This is a genomic window from Clavibacter sp. (genome assembly GCF_014802555.1).
In the GTDB taxonomy this organism is placed as follows: domain Bacteria; phylum Actinomycetota; class Actinomycetes; order Actinomycetales; family Microbacteriaceae; genus Clavibacter; species Clavibacter sepedonicus.
Genome location: NZ_JAAVCB010000075.1, coordinates 1 through 15,551, shown reverse-complemented (window position 1 = coordinate 15,551; position 15,551 = coordinate 1). Strand labels below are relative to the sequence as shown.

General features: G+C 72.7%; 13 protein-coding genes and 1 pseudogene. 2 read left to right on the top strand and 12 right to left on the bottom strand.

What is annotated here, in order from left to right:
* Positions 1-16 precede the first annotated feature (16 nt).
* From HDR73_RS08305 to rplU, 6 genes are all read right to left on the bottom strand, one after another.
* Positions 17-232: a hypothetical protein gene (locus tag HDR73_RS08305; protein ID WP_012299157.1), complete on the bottom strand. Its 216-nt coding sequence runs from the start codon at positions 230-232 to the stop codon at positions 17-19.
* A gap of 98 nt (positions 233-330) precedes the next feature.
* On the bottom strand, positions 331-1,650 hold the full coding sequence (locus HDR73_RS08300; protein WP_049791919.1) for a glutamate-5-semialdehyde dehydrogenase: 1,320 nt from the start codon (positions 1,648-1,650) through the stop codon (positions 331-333).
* A 47-nt stretch (positions 1,651-1,697) separates the two neighbouring features.
* The gene (gene proB, locus HDR73_RS08295) at positions 1,698-2,477 is read right to left on the bottom strand and encodes a glutamate 5-kinase (protein ID WP_012299159.1); all 780 of its coding nucleotides are present in this window, start codon (positions 2,475-2,477) and stop codon (positions 1,698-1,700) included.
* Positions 2,478-2,480: 3 nt separating this feature from the next.
* Positions 2,481-4,034, bottom strand: a complete 1,554-nt coding sequence (obgE, locus tag HDR73_RS08290) for a GTPase ObgE (RefSeq protein WP_012299160.1) — start codon at positions 4,032-4,034, stop codon at positions 2,481-2,483.
* Between the two features lie 119 nt (positions 4,035-4,153).
* Positions 4,154-4,408 (bottom strand): 50S ribosomal protein L27, encoded by a 255-nt coding sequence (gene rpmA / locus HDR73_RS08285; protein ID WP_012299161.1) that lies wholly within the window; start codon positions 4,406-4,408, stop codon positions 4,154-4,156.
* 24 nt (positions 4,409-4,432) lie between these two features.
* Positions 4,433-4,741: a 50S ribosomal protein L21 gene (rplU, locus tag HDR73_RS08280; protein ID WP_012038175.1), complete on the bottom strand. Its 309-nt coding sequence runs from the start codon at positions 4,739-4,741 to the stop codon at positions 4,433-4,435.
* Positions 4,742-5,032: 291 nt separating this feature from the next.
* Between rplU and HDR73_RS08275 the strand changes: the two genes are divergently transcribed.
* Positions 5,033-5,311 (top strand): DUF4031 domain-containing protein, encoded by a 279-nt coding sequence (locus HDR73_RS08275; RefSeq protein ID WP_012299162.1) that lies wholly within the window; start codon positions 5,033-5,035, stop codon positions 5,309-5,311.
* Positions 5,312-5,400: 89 nt separating this feature from the next.
* Here HDR73_RS08275 and HDR73_RS08270 read toward each other — a convergent pair whose 3' ends face one another.
* Positions 5,401-8,448: an Rne/Rng family ribonuclease gene (locus HDR73_RS08270; protein WP_012299163.1), complete on the bottom strand. Its 3,048-nt coding sequence runs from the start codon at positions 8,446-8,448 to the stop codon at positions 5,401-5,403.
* A 305-nt stretch (positions 8,449-8,753) separates the two neighbouring features.
* Between HDR73_RS08270 and HDR73_RS08265 the strand changes: the two genes are divergently transcribed.
* A complete protein-coding gene (locus tag HDR73_RS08265) occupies positions 8,754-9,362 on the top strand; it encodes a vitamin K epoxide reductase family protein (protein WP_012299164.1) in 609 nt (202 codons plus the stop codon).
* A 62-nt stretch (positions 9,363-9,424) separates the two neighbouring features.
* On the opposite strand, the gene ndk is transcribed toward HDR73_RS08265, so the two are convergent.
* The 5 genes and pseudogenes from ndk to HDR73_RS08240 all read right to left on the bottom strand — a co-directional run.
* Complete coding sequence (gene ndk, locus HDR73_RS08260; protein WP_012299165.1) at positions 9,425-9,844, bottom strand: nucleoside-diphosphate kinase; 420 nt, start codon at positions 9,842-9,844, stop codon at positions 9,425-9,427.
* A 9-nt stretch (positions 9,845-9,853) separates the two neighbouring features.
* Entirely contained in the window at positions 9,854-10,357 is a 504-nt protein-coding gene (locus HDR73_RS08255; RefSeq protein WP_012299166.1) for a DUF4233 domain-containing protein, read from the bottom strand.
* Positions 10,354-11,928, bottom strand: a complete 1,575-nt coding sequence (locus HDR73_RS08250) for a bifunctional folylpolyglutamate synthase/dihydrofolate synthase (RefSeq protein ID WP_012299167.1) — start codon at positions 11,926-11,928, stop codon at positions 10,354-10,356. The genes HDR73_RS08255 and HDR73_RS08250 overlap by 4 nt, the downstream gene beginning before the upstream one ends.
* Entirely contained in the window at positions 11,925-15,230 is a 3,306-nt protein-coding gene (ileS, locus tag HDR73_RS08245) for an isoleucine--tRNA ligase (protein ID WP_012299168.1), read from the bottom strand. Before ileS ends, HDR73_RS08250 begins: the two co-directional genes overlap by 4 nt.
* A gap of 216 nt (positions 15,231-15,446) precedes the next feature.
* A pseudogene (locus tag HDR73_RS08240) lies at positions 15,447-15,551 on the bottom strand (IS481 family transposase); the annotation flags it as partial.

Below are 15,551 nucleotides of genomic sequence, written 5' to 3'. Positions count from 1 at the left end.
TGGCGGGTGCTCGCGCTCAGTGGGTGGAGTCGGCGGTGCCGTGGCCCTGCTCGGCGACGGGGGGCTTGCCCCACTTCTCCGAGTGGCGGTTGCTCACGTCGCGGAAGCTGTACATGACCACGCCGAGCGCGACGAACACGACCGCGGCGACGGCCGGGAACACCCAGAGCGGAGCAGCGAGCTCCATGGCGTGCTCGGTCTCGGCGAGGAGGGTGGTGGTCAGCGCGTGCATGTGATCTCCGTTCGTGGCACGCCCCGTCGAGCGGAGGCGGCGCCTGCCATCCTACCGGCGGGCCCCCGCATGGGGCGCACGCGGGGCCGGGCGTGCCGTCAGCCGCGGATCTGGCCGCTCCCCCGCACGATCCACTTGGTGCTCGTGAGCTCCTGCAGGCCCATCGGACCGCGCGCGTGCAGCTTCTGCGTGGAGATGCCGACCTCGGCGCCGAACCCGAACTCGGATCCGTCGGTGAAGCGCGTGGACGCGTTGACCATGACGACGGCGGAGTCGACGGCGGCGAGGAAGCGCTCGGCGACGGCCAGGTCGGACGTGACGATGGACTCGGTGTGGTGCGTCGACCAGCGGGCGATGTGGGCGACCGCGTCCTCCACCGAGTCGACGACGCGCACCGCGACGTCGAGCGAGAGGTACTCGGCGGCCCAGTCGGCGTCGGTTGCGGGGACCGCGTCGGGCCACAGCTCCCGGACCGCCGCATCGCCGTGCACGGTCACGCCCCGGTCGCGGAGGGCGTCGAGCACGGCGGGGAGGATGCGCGGGGCGGCGTCGCGGTGCACCAGCAGGGTCTCCATGGCGTTGCACACGCTGGGGCGGCTGACCTTGGCGTCGACCGCGATGTCGACGGCCATCCGCGCGTCCGCGGAGGCGTCGAGGTAGACGTGGACGACTCCGGCGCCGGTCTCGATCACGGGCACGGTCGACTCCTCCACCACGGTGCGGATGAGGTCGGCGGATCCCCGCGGCACGAGCACGTCGACGAGGCCGCGCGCCCGCATGAGCCGCGTCGCGCCCGCGCGGCCGTGCGCGTCGATCGTCTGCAGGGCGTCCGCGGGGAGGCCGGAACCCTCAAGCGCGGCGCGCATGACGTCGACGAGGACGGCGTTGGTGCGGAGGGCGGCGGATCCGCCACGGAGCACGACGGCGTTCCCGCTCTTGAGCGCGAGGGCCGCGATGTCGACGGTGACGTTCGGTCGGGCCTCGTAGATCGCGCCGACGACGCCGAAGGGCACGCGCACCTGCGAGAGCAGCAGGCCGTTCGGCAGCGTGCGGCCGCGGACGACGTGGCCGAGCGGGTCGTCGAGCGAGCGGATCCCCGCGACGGCGTCGGCCAGGGACGCCACGCGCCGGGCGTCGAGCGTCAGCCGGTCGAGGAGGCCGGCGGCCAGCCCGGACTCCCGACCTGCGGCGAGGTCGTCGGCGTTGGCGTCGACGATGCGGTCCGCGGCGGAGACGAGAGCCGTCGAAACGGCGTCGAGCGCGGCGTCGCGCTGGCCTGAGGTGCTGGCGGCCAGGGACGTGGACGCCGTCCGGACGGCCTCGAGGATCCGTTCGAGCGCCTCGGTCGGGAGCGCCTCGGCGGGGCTGGACGGGATGGCGGGCACGACGGCGGAGGCGCCGGGGGCGTTCGAGGGCATGACCGGCAGCCTAGGCAGGCCCCCGGCCGCGACGGTCGACATGGATGTCAGCTGCGGGGCGCGAACCACGTGCCGACGTGCGCGCCGGCGAGGGCCTCGGCGACCTGCGCGGTCGACGTGAGGAGGACCCCCGTGCCCGCCTCGGCTGCGAGGCGCGCGGCGGCGACCTTGGTCACCGCTCCCCCGGTGCCGACGCCTGTGCCCGTGCTGCCGATCTCGACGCCCTCGAGCTCGTCGCCGAACGCCACGTGCTCGATGCGCCGGGCACCGGGCTCTTCCGGCGGGCGGCTGTAGAGCGCGTCCACATCCGAGAGCAGGAGCAGCAGGTCGGCGTCCACCAGCCGGGCCACGAGGGCGGCCAGCCGGTCGTTGTCGCCGAAGCGGATCTCGTGCGTCGCCACGGTGTCGTTCTCGTTGACGACGGGCAGCAGCCGCAGCCCGAGCAGCCGCTCCATGGCGCGCTGCGCGTTCTCCCGGTGGTCGGGGGCCGCGAGGTCGCCGGCCGTGAGCAGCACCTGGCCCGCGACGATCCCGTAGCGGTCGAGGCTCTCCTGGTAGCGGAAGATCAGCACGCTCTGGCCGACCGCGGCCGCGGCCTGCTGGGTGGCGAGGTCTGCTGGGCGGTCGTCCAGGCGGAGGAACGGCATGCCGGTGGCTATGGCGCCGGAGGACACGAGCACGACCTCGGCGCCGCGCGCGTGCGCGGCGGCGATCGCGTCCACGAGGGGCGCGATCTGCCCGGCGTTCTCCCCGCTGATGGAGGACGAGCCGACCTTCACGACGATGCGCCGCGCGGACGCAATGCCCGCGCGCGAGGCCGTGCCCATCCGCTACGCCTTCGCGTCCGTGGTGGCGTCCTCGTCGGTCCCGTCCTGGCCGGTCCCGTCCTCGTCCGCCCAGAGGCCCGCCTCGCCCTCGCGCACGAGCTCCGCGCGCGCCTCGGCCTTGGCGTCCATGCGGGCGAAGTAGTCCTCGCGGCGCGCCTGGTTGGTGCGGCGGCTGATGGGGTCGACGCGGGCGTCGGCGCCGCGCGGGCTCGTGATGAGCTCCGCGGTGGAGGTGAGGGTGGGCTCCCAGTCGAAGACCACGCCGTCGCCCTCGCCGATGACGACGCTGGATCCGGCAACCGCGCCAGCCTTGAACAGGCCGTCCTCGACGCCGAGCTTGGCGAGGCGGTCGGCGAGGTAGCCGACGGCCTCGTCATTCCGGAAGTCGGTCTGCTGCACCCAGCGCTCGGGCTTGGTGCCGATGACGCGGTAGATGTCGCCGTAGCTGCCGCCGTCGACGCGGATGGTGAACGGCTTCTCGTCGACGGCTCGGGGACGCAGCACGATCCGCGGCGCCTCGGGCTCCTCGGCGGCCTTCGTCCGGGCGTCCTTGACGAGCTCGGCGAGGGCGAAGGACAGCTGGCGCAGGCCGTCGTGGCTGACCGTGGAGATGTCGAACACGCGGTATCCGCGGGCCTCGAGCTCCGGACGCACGAGCTCCGCGAGCTCCCGGGCCTCGGGGACGTCGATCTTGTTCAGCGCGATGAGCTGCGGGCGCTCGAGGAGCGGCACCTGGCCGTCGGGCACCGGGTACGCGGCGAGCTCCGTGAGGATGATGTCGAGGTCCGAGACGGGGTCGCGGCCGGGATCCAGCGTCGCGCAGTCGAGCACGTGGAGGAGGGCGGAGCAGCGCTCCACGTGGCGGAGGAACTCGAGGCCGAGGCCCTTGCCCTCGCTCGCGCCCTCGATGAGGCCGGGCACGTCGGCGACCGTGTAACGGGAGTCCGCGACCTCGACGACGCCGAGGTTCGGGTGAAGCGTGGTGAAGGGATAGTCGGCGATCTTGGGCTTCGCGGCCGAGATGGCGGCCACGAGGCTCGACTTGCCGGCACTCGGGTAGCCCACGAGCGCCACGTCGGCGACGACCTTCAGCTCGAGGACGACGTCGCCCTCGTAGCCCTGTGTGCCGAGCAGCGCGAATCCCGGGGCCTTGCGCTTCGTGGTGGCGAGCGATGCGTTGCCGAGCCCGCCCTGGCCGGCCTCGGCGGCGATGAAGCGCATGCCGGGCGTGGCCATGTCGGCGAGCTCGTTGCCGTCGGCGTCCTTGACGACGGTGCCGACGGGGACGGGGAGCTCGAGCGTCTCGCCGAGCGTGCCGTGGCGGTGGTCGCCCATGCCGGGTCCGCCGTTGCGGGACGACCGGTGGGGCCCGCGGTGGTAGGCCAGCAGCGTCGTGACCTGGGGGTCCGCGACAAGGACGATGTCCCCGCCGTTGCCGCCGTTGCCGCCGTCCGTTCCCGCGAGGGGCTTGAACTTCTCGCGGCGGACCGAGACGCAGCCGTTGCCGCCGTTTCCCGCCCGCAGGTGGAGGGTCACGGTGTCGACGAATGTCGCCATGGCTGTCGCTCGTTTCTTCTAGAGGTGTTCCCTGCGGAACGCAGACAAGGGCGGGCCGAGGCCCGCCCTTGAAGTGCTGCGCGGCAGTGCCGACGCAGCGTCCGTGCTGTCGGCCTGCGCTAGGCCGGGACGACGATGTTGACGACCTTGCGGCCGCCCTTGACGCCGAACTCGACCGAACCGGCCGAGAGGGCGAACAGCGTGTCGTCGCCGCCACGGCCGACGTTGACGCCGGGGTGGAAGTGCGTGCCGCGCTGGCGGACGATGATCTCGCCGGCGCCGACGACCTGGCCGCCGAAGCGCTTCACGCCGAGGCGCTGGGCGTTCGAGTCACGGCCGTTGCGGGTAGAGCTCGCGCCCTTCTTGTGTGCCATCTGCTTCTCCCTGCGTTCTCAGTGCTAGTTGATCTCGGTGACCTGGACGCGCGTGAGGTCCTGGCGGTGCCCCTGGCGCTTCTTGTACCCGGTCTTGTTCTTGAACTTCTGGATGACGATCTTGGGACCGCGGAGGTCATTCAGGATCTCGGCGCTGACGGTGACGTCGGCGAGCTTCGCGGCGTCCGTGGTGATGGTGTCGCCGTCGACGAGCAGGACCGCGGGGAGCACGACCTTGCCGCTCTGCTGGTTCTTGACCCGGTCCATCGTGACGATGGTCCCGACCTCGACCTTCTCCTGCCGACCGCCGGCGCGCACAACTGCGTAAACCACTTTTCCGTACCTGTTTTCTCTCGCGGGCTTGACTCACTGGGGACTTGACGCCCTGTGGCCCGAATCATTGGAGGAAGTCTGCCGCAGGCGCACGACCTCGAGGATCGGCGCATGCCAGCGACTCACGTTACCGGAACGCCGGACAGGGGTCAAACTCCGGACCCCCGGCGTCCTCGATCGATCATACGCGAGCCGATCGCCGTCCTCGTGCATGCGCGACGGGCGCGTCGCGGGCATCCGGGGATCCTCCGCTCGACGCGGTCGACGGCGTCGCCTGCCTAAGCTCGCAGGATGAACGTGCTCCTGGATCGACCGGCCTGGCCCGCGCACGGACGGCTCTGGGCGCACCTCGTGAGCGACGCGTCGCTCGAGGAGCTGCACGCCTTCGCCCGCGCCGCCGGGATCCCGGAGCGCGCCTTCGACCGCGACCACTACGACGTGCCGGAGGAGCGGCACGCCGAGCTCGTGGTGCTCGGCGCCGTGCCGGTCTCCAACCGCGACCTCGTGCGCCGTCTGCAGGCGAGCGGGCTGCGGGTCACCCAGCGCGAGCGGCGCGCACCCGGATCCTGACGGCGGGGACGGACGAGCGGACGACGGAGGGCCCGGAGCATGCGCTCCGGGCCCTCCGTCGTGCGGCCGCCACGGGGACGGCCGTCGCGTCAGCTCGCGTCGTCGGTCGGGGACGGCGTCGTCAGCGTCGGGGTCGAGACCCGTCGGCTGCGCGAGCGCCCCTGGCCGGGCTCCTTGGGCTGCGGCAGCGCGTCGAGCACGGAGCCGAGGAGCTGCTCCGCGTCGGCCGAGCTCACGCGGCGCGGGGCCGTGCGGGCGCTCGCGACCGGGATGTCGAGGATCTGCACCGGCTCGAGGCGGATGGCTTCGCGCGGCTCGAGCGTGGATCGCGCCGACTCCTCGACGGGCGCGTCGGCCGGCGTCGGGTCCTCGGCGGGAGCGGACGGGTCCTCGGCGACGGGCGCCTGCGGCGGCTGCTGCTCCGTGGCATCGGCGACGACGGACGACGCACGTCCCCGGCCCCCTCGGCTCCGTCGCGGTCGGTCGCCGCGCGGCTGCTCCGCGACCGGCGCGCCCTCGGCGGGCGCGGCCGCCTCAGTGGTCTCGTCCGGCGTGCGCACGACGTCCTCGACCCGGTCGATGGCCTCGTTCACCGTCTGGATGGTGCTCGTGGCGATCTTCGCGAGGGCAGAGCGCGCGTCCTCGGTGATGCTGTGGGTGCTGGCCGCGGGCGTGCGCTGCTGCTGCTGCGCCTGGCCGCCGCCGTTTCCGCGACCGCCCCCGTTGCCGTTCCCGCCGCCGGTGCCGTGCTCCTGCTGGCCCTTGCCGCCACGACGGCGACCCTGGCCCTGCACGGGCTCCTGCGGCGTCTGCTTGTGGGCCATGAGCGGGTCGTGGTGGATGATGATCCCCCGCCCGGCGCACGTCTCGCAGTTCTCGGAGAACGACTCGAGGAGCCCGAGACCGAGCTTCTTGCGGGTCATCTGCACGAGACCGAGCGAGGTGACCTCGGCGACCTGGTGCTTGGTGCGGTCGCGGCTGAGGCACTCCACCAGGCGGCGGAGCACGAGGTCGCGGTTGGTCTCGAGCACCATGTCGATGAAGTCGACGACGATGATGCCGCCGATGTCGCGCAGGCGCATCTGGCGGACGATCTCCTCCGCGGCCTCGAGGTTGTTCTTGGTGACGGTCTCCTCGAGGTTGCCGCCGGAACCGACGAACTTCCCCGTGTTGACGTCGACCACGGTCATGGCCTCGGTGCGGTCGATGACGAGCGATCCGCCGGAGGGCAGCCACACCTTGCGGTCCAGCGCCTTCTCGATCTGCTCGCTGACGCGGTAGTGGTCGAACGAGTCCTTCTCGCCCGAGTACGCCTGCACCCGGTCGATGAGGTCGGGCGCCACGCCGCGCAGGTAGCCCTCGATGATCTCCTGGGCGTCGCCGCCGTCGATCACGAGCTCCCGGAAGTCCTCGTTGAAGACGTCGCGGATGATCTTCAGCAGCAGGTCGGGCTCCGAGTGCAGGAGCGCGGGCGCCTGCGCCTTCTCGACCTGGCGGCTGATCTCGGCCCACTGCGACGTGAGGCGCTCGACGTCGAGCTTCAGCTGCTCCTCGGTCGCGCCCTCGGCCGCAGTACGGACGATGACGCCCACGTTCTCGGGCAGCACCTCCTTCAGCGTCTTCTTCAGGCGCGCACGCTCGGTGTCCGGGAGCTTGCGGCTGATGCCGTTCATGGACCCGTTGGGCACGTAGACGAGGTAGCGGCCGGGCAGGCTCACCTGGCTCGTGAGGCGGGCGCCCTTGTGGCCGACCGGGTCCTTGGTGACCTGGACGAGCACGCGGTCGCCGGGCTTCAGCGCGACCTCGATGCGGCGCGCGTGGCTGCCGCCGCCCTTGTCGGCGTTGGCGGCCTCCCAGTCGACCTCGCCGGAGTAGAGCACGGCGTTGCGGCCGCGGCCGATGTCGATGAACGCGGCCTCCATGCTCGGCAGCACGTTCTGGACGCGGCCGAGGTAGACGTTGCCGATGAGGGACGCCTCGTCGGCGCGTGCCACGTAGTGCTCGACGAGCACCTGGTCCTCGAGCACGCCGATCTGGATCTTGCCGTCGCGCGAGCGCACGATCATGCTGCGGTCGACCGACTCGCGGCGGGCCAGGTACTCCGACTCGGTGAGCACGGGACGGCGGCGGCCGGCGTCGCGGCCGTCGCGGCGGCGCTGCTTCTTGGCCTCGAGGCGCGTGGATCCCTTGATGCGCTGCGGCTCGGTGATGAGCTCGGGCTCGCGGGGCGTGCGGACCTTGACGACCGTGCCGGGCGCGTCGTCGCCGTCGCGGCCCTCCTCGCCGGAGCGGCGGCGCGCGCGGCGGCGGACCGACGGGGAGTCGTCCTCGTCGTCGTGGTCGTCGTCGCGGGTGTCGCGGCCACGGCCGTCACGACCGGTGCTGCGCTCCTGGCCGCGGTCCTGTCCGCGTCCGCCGCGGCGCGGGGAGCGCGACGGGCGCTCGTCGCGGTCGAGGTCGAGGTCGTCGTCCTCGTCGCGCGCGTCATCGCGGCGGTCGTCCCGGCGGTCGTCCCGCTCGCGGCGGGGAGGCAGCGGCGCGATGTCGGGGGCCTGGAAGAACACGGAGAGGGACGGCACGGTGCGGGCCGGGGCGGCGGGCGCCTCGACGACGGGCTCCGTCGCGGCGGGCTCGTCGACCGCGGGCTCGGCGACCGCGGCGTCGGGGATGCCGACGTCCGGATCGGGGATGCCGGACACGGGCGCGTCCTGCTCGACGTCCGCGGCGACGGCGGCCTTGCGCGGTGCGCGCTTCCGGGGTGCGCGCGCGGCGGGAGCCGCGGGAGCCTCCGTGTCGGCGTCGTCCGTGGACGCGGGTGCCGAGGCGGACGCGTCGACGCTGGCGTCGTCCGGCTGGGCGACCGCGGGCGCGGATGCGGCGGTGCTCGCGCGGCGGGAGCGACGGACGACCGGCGCCTCCATCTCGTCGGGCATGGACTGGGTGTCGTCGTTCTCGTTCAGGGTGTGGCCCTTCGCTTCGGAGGCGGCGGACGTGCCGCTCGCCTCGGGGGTCGCGGTCGCGGGGAGGGCGGGCGTGCCGCCGGTCCCCGTCGCCGCGGTCGGCTCGGCGCGGCGGCCCGTGAGCCGCTCGAAGAGGCTGGGACGCCTCCTGCCGGTGTTCTCGTCTCTCTCCACCATCTCTGGTGCACTCCTCAACCGGTCGGTACGGCCGCGCCGTACCCCGGTAGCTCTCCGAGTGGATCCCCGCGTGCGCGGTTCTCCGTCGATCCTGGTCTGCGACGTCCGGCCCGAGGCTTCGGTCGTGCGCACTGGTACGGAACTGGCTATCCGCCGCCGGACGTGCCGTGCGGCCCGGGTCTGCCCCGGGAAAGACTCTTCATGGTGGTCGTCCCGCGCGGCGGGTCGACCTGCCTGCCAGTATCGCACGCCGACGCCCACCGGGCCGTCAGGGTCGGCGCTCCCCCGTCTGCCATGATCGCCGCATGACCGCCACCCGGGCCCCCGCGCACCCCCGTTCGCTGGCCGTCCTGCTCGTCGTCACGGGCGTCGTCGGCTGGATCGGCGCGTTCGTCCTCGTGCTCGACCGGCTGCACCTCCTCGAGAACCCGGGCGCGTCGCTCTCCTGCGACGTGAACCCGTTCATCTCCTGCGCCACCGTGATCGAGTCGCCGCAGGGCTCGCTGTTCGGCTTCCCCAACCCGCTCATCGGCGTGGCCGCGTTCGTGGTGCCGATCGTGATCGGCATGGCGCTGTTCGCGGGTGCCCGGTTCGCGCGCTGGTTCTGGACCCTGTTCGCGCTGGGGACGTTCGCGGGCTGGGTCTTCGTGACGTGGCTCTTCGCCCAGAGCGTCTTCGTCATCGGCGCGCTCTGCCCCTACTGCCTCCTGGTGTGGAGCGCGATGATCCCGCTGTGGTGGGGCACGCTGTCGGCGACCGCACGCGCGGGGCTGCTGCCGCTGCCCGCCGGGATCCGCCGGGCCGCCGATGCCGTGGCGCCCTACACCTGGGCGGTCGTGGTGCTCGACTACGCGATCATCGTGGTCGCGATCGTCTCCACGTTCCCTGCCCTCATCCCGACGCTCCTCGGCTGAGCCGCCGGGACGACGAGAGGGGCCGACCGGTCATCCGGTCGGCCCCTCTCGTCGTGCGGACCCTAGAACCAGAGGGCGAGCTCGCGCGCGGCGGACTCGGGCGAGTCGCTGCCGTGCACGAGGTTCTGCGTGACCGCGAGGCCCCAGTCGCGGCCGAGGTCGCCGCGGATCGTGCCGGGAGCGGCGCCCGTCGGGTCGGTCGTGCCGGCGAGCGAGCGGAAGCCCTCGATGGCGCGGTTCCCAGCGACGCGGACCGCGACGATCGGGCCCGACTCCATGAACTCGACGAGCGGCTCGTAGAACGGCTTGCCCTGGTGCTCCTCGTAGTGCTGCTCGAGCAGCGCGCGCTCGGCCTGCACCATGCGGAGGTCGACGATCTGGTAGCCCTTGGCCTCGATGCGGCGGAGGATCTCGCCGGTGAGGCCGCGGGCGACACCGTCGGGCTTGACGAGGACGAGGGTCTCCTGGACGGGAGCGGACATGGGTGCCTCCTACGGGGTGGGAGCCGGCGGCTCGGTGGTCGGTCGGTGGGCGGTCGGGCGGTCGTCGCCGGGGCGGTCCGCTGCGTCGGGCTGCGTGGCGGCCTGCTCGTCGAGCATGGCCTGCTCCCACGCGCCGCGCGCGGCTGCCTTCTCGCGGTCGATGCGGGCCCCCTGCACCATGGCGTAGATCCACAGCAGCAGGAAGAACCCGCCGACCGCGAACATCGCGGGCAGCACGAAGCCGGTGAGGACGACCAGCACCTGCACGACCCAGCCGGCGCGGATGCCGAGCGGCGTACGGAGCGTGCCGACCACGGCGAGCATCGCGAGCACGAGCAGCGCGCCGCCGCCGAGCGCCGGCATGGCGGGCAGCGCCGCGAGGCCGAACGCGACGAGGCTCGCCAGGAACACGACGATGACCTGGAAGCCCATGACGATGGACCCGAGGATCTCGACCGTCGTGCGGGGCGGGCGCGGTCGGCGCGTGCGGGCCGGACGGCCGTCGGCGCTCACGCGGTCTTCCAGCCCTCGTCGGCGGCGTGCGCGATGGCCTCGCCGACGAGGAGGATCGAGCCGGAGACGAGCGCCGCGCCCTTCTCGGTCTCGCCCGCGGAGTCGCGCGCGTCCTCGAGGGCGGTGCGGAGGTCGGGCTCGACCGTGACGCGGTCGCGGCCGACGACGCCGACGACGACGCGGGCGAGCTCGTCGGGATCCACCGAGCGCTCGGACGTGGAGCGCGTGACGATGAAGTGGTCGACCACGGGCGCGAGCTCGCGCACGATGCCCTCCGCGTCCTTGCCCTCGAGCACGCCGATGACGGCGGTCACGCGGTCGAAGGTGAAGTAGACGGGCAGCGCGGCCGCGAGCGATGCGGCACCGGCGGGGTTGTGCGCCGCGTCGACCAGCACGGTCGGCTCGGTGCCGACGACCTGCAGGCGGCCCGGGCTCGTCGCGGTGGCGAGGCCCTCCGCGAGCACGTCGTCGTGGATGGCGTGGTCGCCGCCGCCGAGGAACGACTCGACCGCGGCGATCGCGACCGCGGCGTTCTGCGCCTGGTGCGCGCCGAACATCGGCAGGAACACGTCGCGGTACGTGCCCGCGAGCCCCTGGACGCTGATGACCTGGCCGCCGACCGCGAGGGTGGTGTCGAGGAGGCGGAACCGCTCGCCCTCGATCGACCACGTCGACTCGGTGAGCTCGGCCGCGCGCGTGAGCTCGGCCACGACCTCGGGCAGCTGGGCGCTCGAGACGACGTCCGCGGCGGGCTTCACGATGCCGGACTTGGTGCGCGCGATCTCCGCGACGGTGGATCCCAGCCGCTGCGTGTGGTCGAGCGACACGGGCGTGAAGACCGCGACCTGGCCGTCGCCGACGTTGGTGCTGTCCCACTCGCCGCCCATGCCGACCTCGATCACGGCGACGTCGACGGGCGCGTCGGCGAAGGACGCGAACGCGAGCACCGTGAGCGCCTCGAAGAAGGTGACGGGCTCCTCCCCCGCGGCGACGAGCTCCCGGTCGACCAGGTCGATGAAGGGCTCGACGTCGGCCCAGTTGCGGCTGAGCGCCTCGTCGCTGATCGGCAGGCCGTCGACGACGATGCGCTCGTTGAAGCGCACGAGGTGCGGGCTCGTGAAGAGGCCCGTGCGGAGGCCGGCCGCGCGCAGGATGCTCTCCGTCATCCGGCTCGTCGACGTCTTCCCGTTGGTGCCCGTGACGTGGACGATCGGGTAGGCCCGCTGGGGGTCGCCGAGCAGCTCCACGACGCGGCGGGTCGCGGACAGGCGCGGCTGCGGCGCCTGCTCCCCCACCCGCGCGAGGAGCGCCTGGTACACGGCGTCGCCCTCGCGCTCGAAGTAGTTCTCGTCGTCGACCTCGCGGCCGGCGACGATCGACTGCTCGGCCTCGCGGCGGAGCTCGGCCGCGTCGTCGGCGAAGAGCTGGTCGTCGCTCAGGCCGTCGACGTCGGGATCGAGCGCGCGCGCCGCGGCGTCGACGCCCTCGTCCGTCTCGGGCTCGAAGTCGTCGTCGCGCCGGACGTCGTCCGGGTCGTCGTCGAAGGGGCGTCCGCCCTGCTGGTCGCTCATGCTCGTTCCACCTCGATGTACAGGGGCGATCCGCCGCCGACGGTGATGCCGGGGTCCGGATCCGCCGGTGCGTCCGCGTCGATCCGCAGCGCCACCGCCAGGGTCTCACGGGCGATGAGGTCGCGGAACCGCTCCGCCTGCTCCGCGCCCGCCGCGTCCAGCCGGATCACGAGGGAGATGCGGTCGCTCACGTCGAGGCCCGCGCCCTTCCGCGCGTCCTGGACGTTGCGCACCACGTCGCGCGCGAGCCCCTCGGCCTCGAGCTCGGGCGTGAGCGCGGTGTCGAGCAGCAGGTACCCGCCGCCCGGCAGGAGCGCGAGCGCCTGGTCGGCGCGGTCACCGGCCACCTCCAGCACGAGCTCGTACTCGCCGGCCACGAGCGGCGTGCCGCCCGCGACGACCTCGCCGTCGACTTCCGTCCAGTCGCCCTCGCGGGCGGCCTGGATCACCTGCTGCACGCCCTTGCCGAGGCGGGGCCCGGCGACGCGCGCGTTCACCGTGAGGCGGCGCGTGATGCCGGCGTCCGCCGCGCTCGTCGGCGTCAGCTCCTCGACGGCCACGGCCTTGACGTTGAGCTCGTCGCGCAGGATGTCCTCGAAGCGCGCGAGGCCGTCGGCGTCGTCGCTCACGACCGTCAGGCGCGCGAGCGGCTGGCGCACGCGGAGGCCGGACTGCTTGCGGAGCGAGAGCGCGGTCGAGGCGACCTGACGGACCCGGTCCATCACCTCGACGAGGCGGTCGTCCGCGGGCAGGTCGTCGGGTTCGGGCCAGTCCTCCAGGTGGACGCTGCGCCCGCCCGTGAGGTCCTTCCAGATCCGCTCGGACACGAGCGGCAGCAGCGGCGCGGCGACGCGCGTCACGGTCTCGAGGACCGTGTACAGGGTGTCGAACGCGCGCGTGTCGCCGGCTTCCGTACCCGCCCAGAAGCGGTCGCGGCTGCGGCGCACGTACCAGTTGGTGAGCACGTCGGCGAAGTCGCGGAGGGAGGCCGCGGCCAGCGTCGAGTCGAGGGCGGTCATGTGCTCCGTGACCTCGGTGACGAGGCGGCGGGTGCGGGCCAGGACGTAGCGGTCCAGCACGTCGTCGCTCGTCGTGTCGCGGTGCGCCTCGTAGCCGCCGGGCTGCGCGGAGTTGGCGTAGAGGGAGAAGAAGTACCAGGTGCTCCAGAGCGGGAGCAGCACCTGGCGGACGCCCTCGCGGATCCCCTCCTCGGTGACGACGAGGTTGCCGCCGCGGAGCACGGGGCTCGCGAGGAGGAACCAGCGCATGGCGTCGGATCCGTCGCGGTCGAACACCTCGTTCACGTCCGGGTAGTTGCGGAGCGACTTCGACATCTTCTGGCCGTCGTTGCCGAGCACGATGCCGTGGCTGACGACGCTCGAGAACGCCGGCCGCCCGAACAGCGCGGTCGACAGCGCGTGCAGCGTGTAGAACCAGCCGCGGGTCTGGCCGATGTACTCGACGATGAAGTCCGCCGGGCTGTGCGCGTCGAACCACTCGCGGTTCTCGAACGGGTAGTGCACCTGCGCGAAGGGCATGGATCCCGAGTCGAACCAGACGTCGAGCACGTCCTCGATGCGGCGCATGGTGGAGCGACCGGTCGGGTCGTCGGGGTTCGGGCGCGTGAGCCCGTCGATGAACGGGCGGTGCAGGTCGGTCGGCCGCACGCCGAAGTCCGCCTCGAGCTCGTCGAGGCTGCCGTACACGTCGATGCGCGGGTACGCGGGGTCGTCGCTCTTCCACACGGGGATGGGGCTGCCCCAGAACCGGTTGCGCGAGATGGACCAGTCGCGGGCGTTGCCGATCCACTTGCCGAACTGGCCGTCCTTGACGTTCTCCGGCGTCCACTCGATGTCCTGGTTGAGGCGCACCATGTCGTCGCGGAAGTCGGTGACGCGCACGAACCAGCTGGAGACCGCCTTGTAGATGAGCGGGTTCTTGCAGCGCCAGCAGTGCGGGTAGGAGTGCTCGTAGCTGGCCTGGCGGATCAGGCGGCCCTGCGCCTTGAGCATGCGCGTGAGGGTCCTGCCGGCGTCCGACCACAGCTCGCCCGCGACCTCGGGGACGCTGTCGACGAAGCGGCCGCCCTCGTCGAGCGACAAGATCACGGGGATCCCGGCGGCGGCGCAGACCTGCTGGTCCTCCTCGCCGTAGGCCGGTGCCTGGTGGACGATGCCGGTGCCGTCGGTGGTCGTGACGTAGTCGGCGACGAGCACCTGCCACGCGTTCTCGGTGCCGAAGACCTCGGTGTCGGCGTAGAAGTCCCAGAGCCGGTCGTACGCGACGCCCTCGAGCTCGCGGCCGAGCACGGTGCGGGAGACGGCGGCGCGGGCATCCTCCGCGGACGCGTAGCCGAGGTCCTTGGCGTAGTTCCCCACCAGGTCCTGGGCGATGAGGTACTCGGATCCGAGCACCTCGGCCGCGAGCCGCACCGACGACTCGCGGGGCAGCGCGTCGGGCGCCTCGGAGTCGGGCGCGCCCGCGGGGCCGGCGGGGACGACGGCGTAGACGATGTCGGGCCCGACCGCGAGCGCCATGTTCGTCGGGAGGGTCCAGGGCGTGGTCGTCCAGGCGAGCGCGCGCACGGCGGTGAGGCCGAGCGACTCCGCCTTGGCGCCGACGAGGGGGAACGTGACCGTGACGGACTGGTCCTGGCGCATGCGGTAGACGTCGTCGTCCATCCGCAGCTCGTGGTTGCTCAGGGGGGTCTGGTCGTGCCAGCAGTAGGGCAGCACGCGGAAGCCCTCGTAGGCGAGGCCCTTCGTGTGCAGCTGCTTGAACGCCCAGATGACCGACTCCATGAAGTCGAGGTCGAGCGTCTTGTAGTCGTCCTCGAAGTCGACCCAGCGGGCGGAGCGGGTGACGTAGTCCTCCCACTCGCCCGTGTACTCGAGCACCGAGCGGCGGGCGACGGCGTTGAACTCCTCGACGCCCATCTCCTCGATCTCGCTCTTCTCGGTGATCCCGAGCTGGCGCATCGCCTCGAGCTCGGCGGGGAGGCCGTGCGTGTCCCAGCCGAAGCGGCGGTGGACCTGCTTGCCGCGCATGGTCTGGAAGCGCGGGAAGGCGTCCTTCGCGTAGCCGGTCAGCAGGTGCCCGTAGTGCGGCAGGCCGTTGGCGAAGGGCGGGCCGTCGTAGAAGACCCACTCGTCGCACCCCTCGCGGCGCTCGACGGAGGCGCGGAACGTGTCATCGCGCTTCCAGAACGCGAGGATGCCCTTCTCGACGTCCGGGAAGCGCGGGCTCGCGGCGACCTGGTCGGGGGCGCTCGGGTCGTCAGGGACGGGACGGGGGTAGGTCATGGCATCTCCTGCGGCGATGGGGATCTCCGCGAGGACGCCCGGATCCCCGAGCGCGGTACCACCCCGCTTGCCGCGCGATGCGCGACCACTCTCCTGAAGGCGATGACGGGCCCGACCCGTTCGGTTCTACTCGCCCGGTCGTCCCGGGCTTTCTTCCGAAGGCTCCCCGGTGATGGCCGGATCGGCGCCTGTGCCGTCGATCCTAGCTGTACTGGGTCATGACGTTGGTGACACTCGGGCCGCGGGCGTGAGCCCGTGGCTTGAGTGGATTCGTTCAGTGTTGTAGTGCTCGATGAAGGGGTCAAGCGCGTCGGCCCGGTG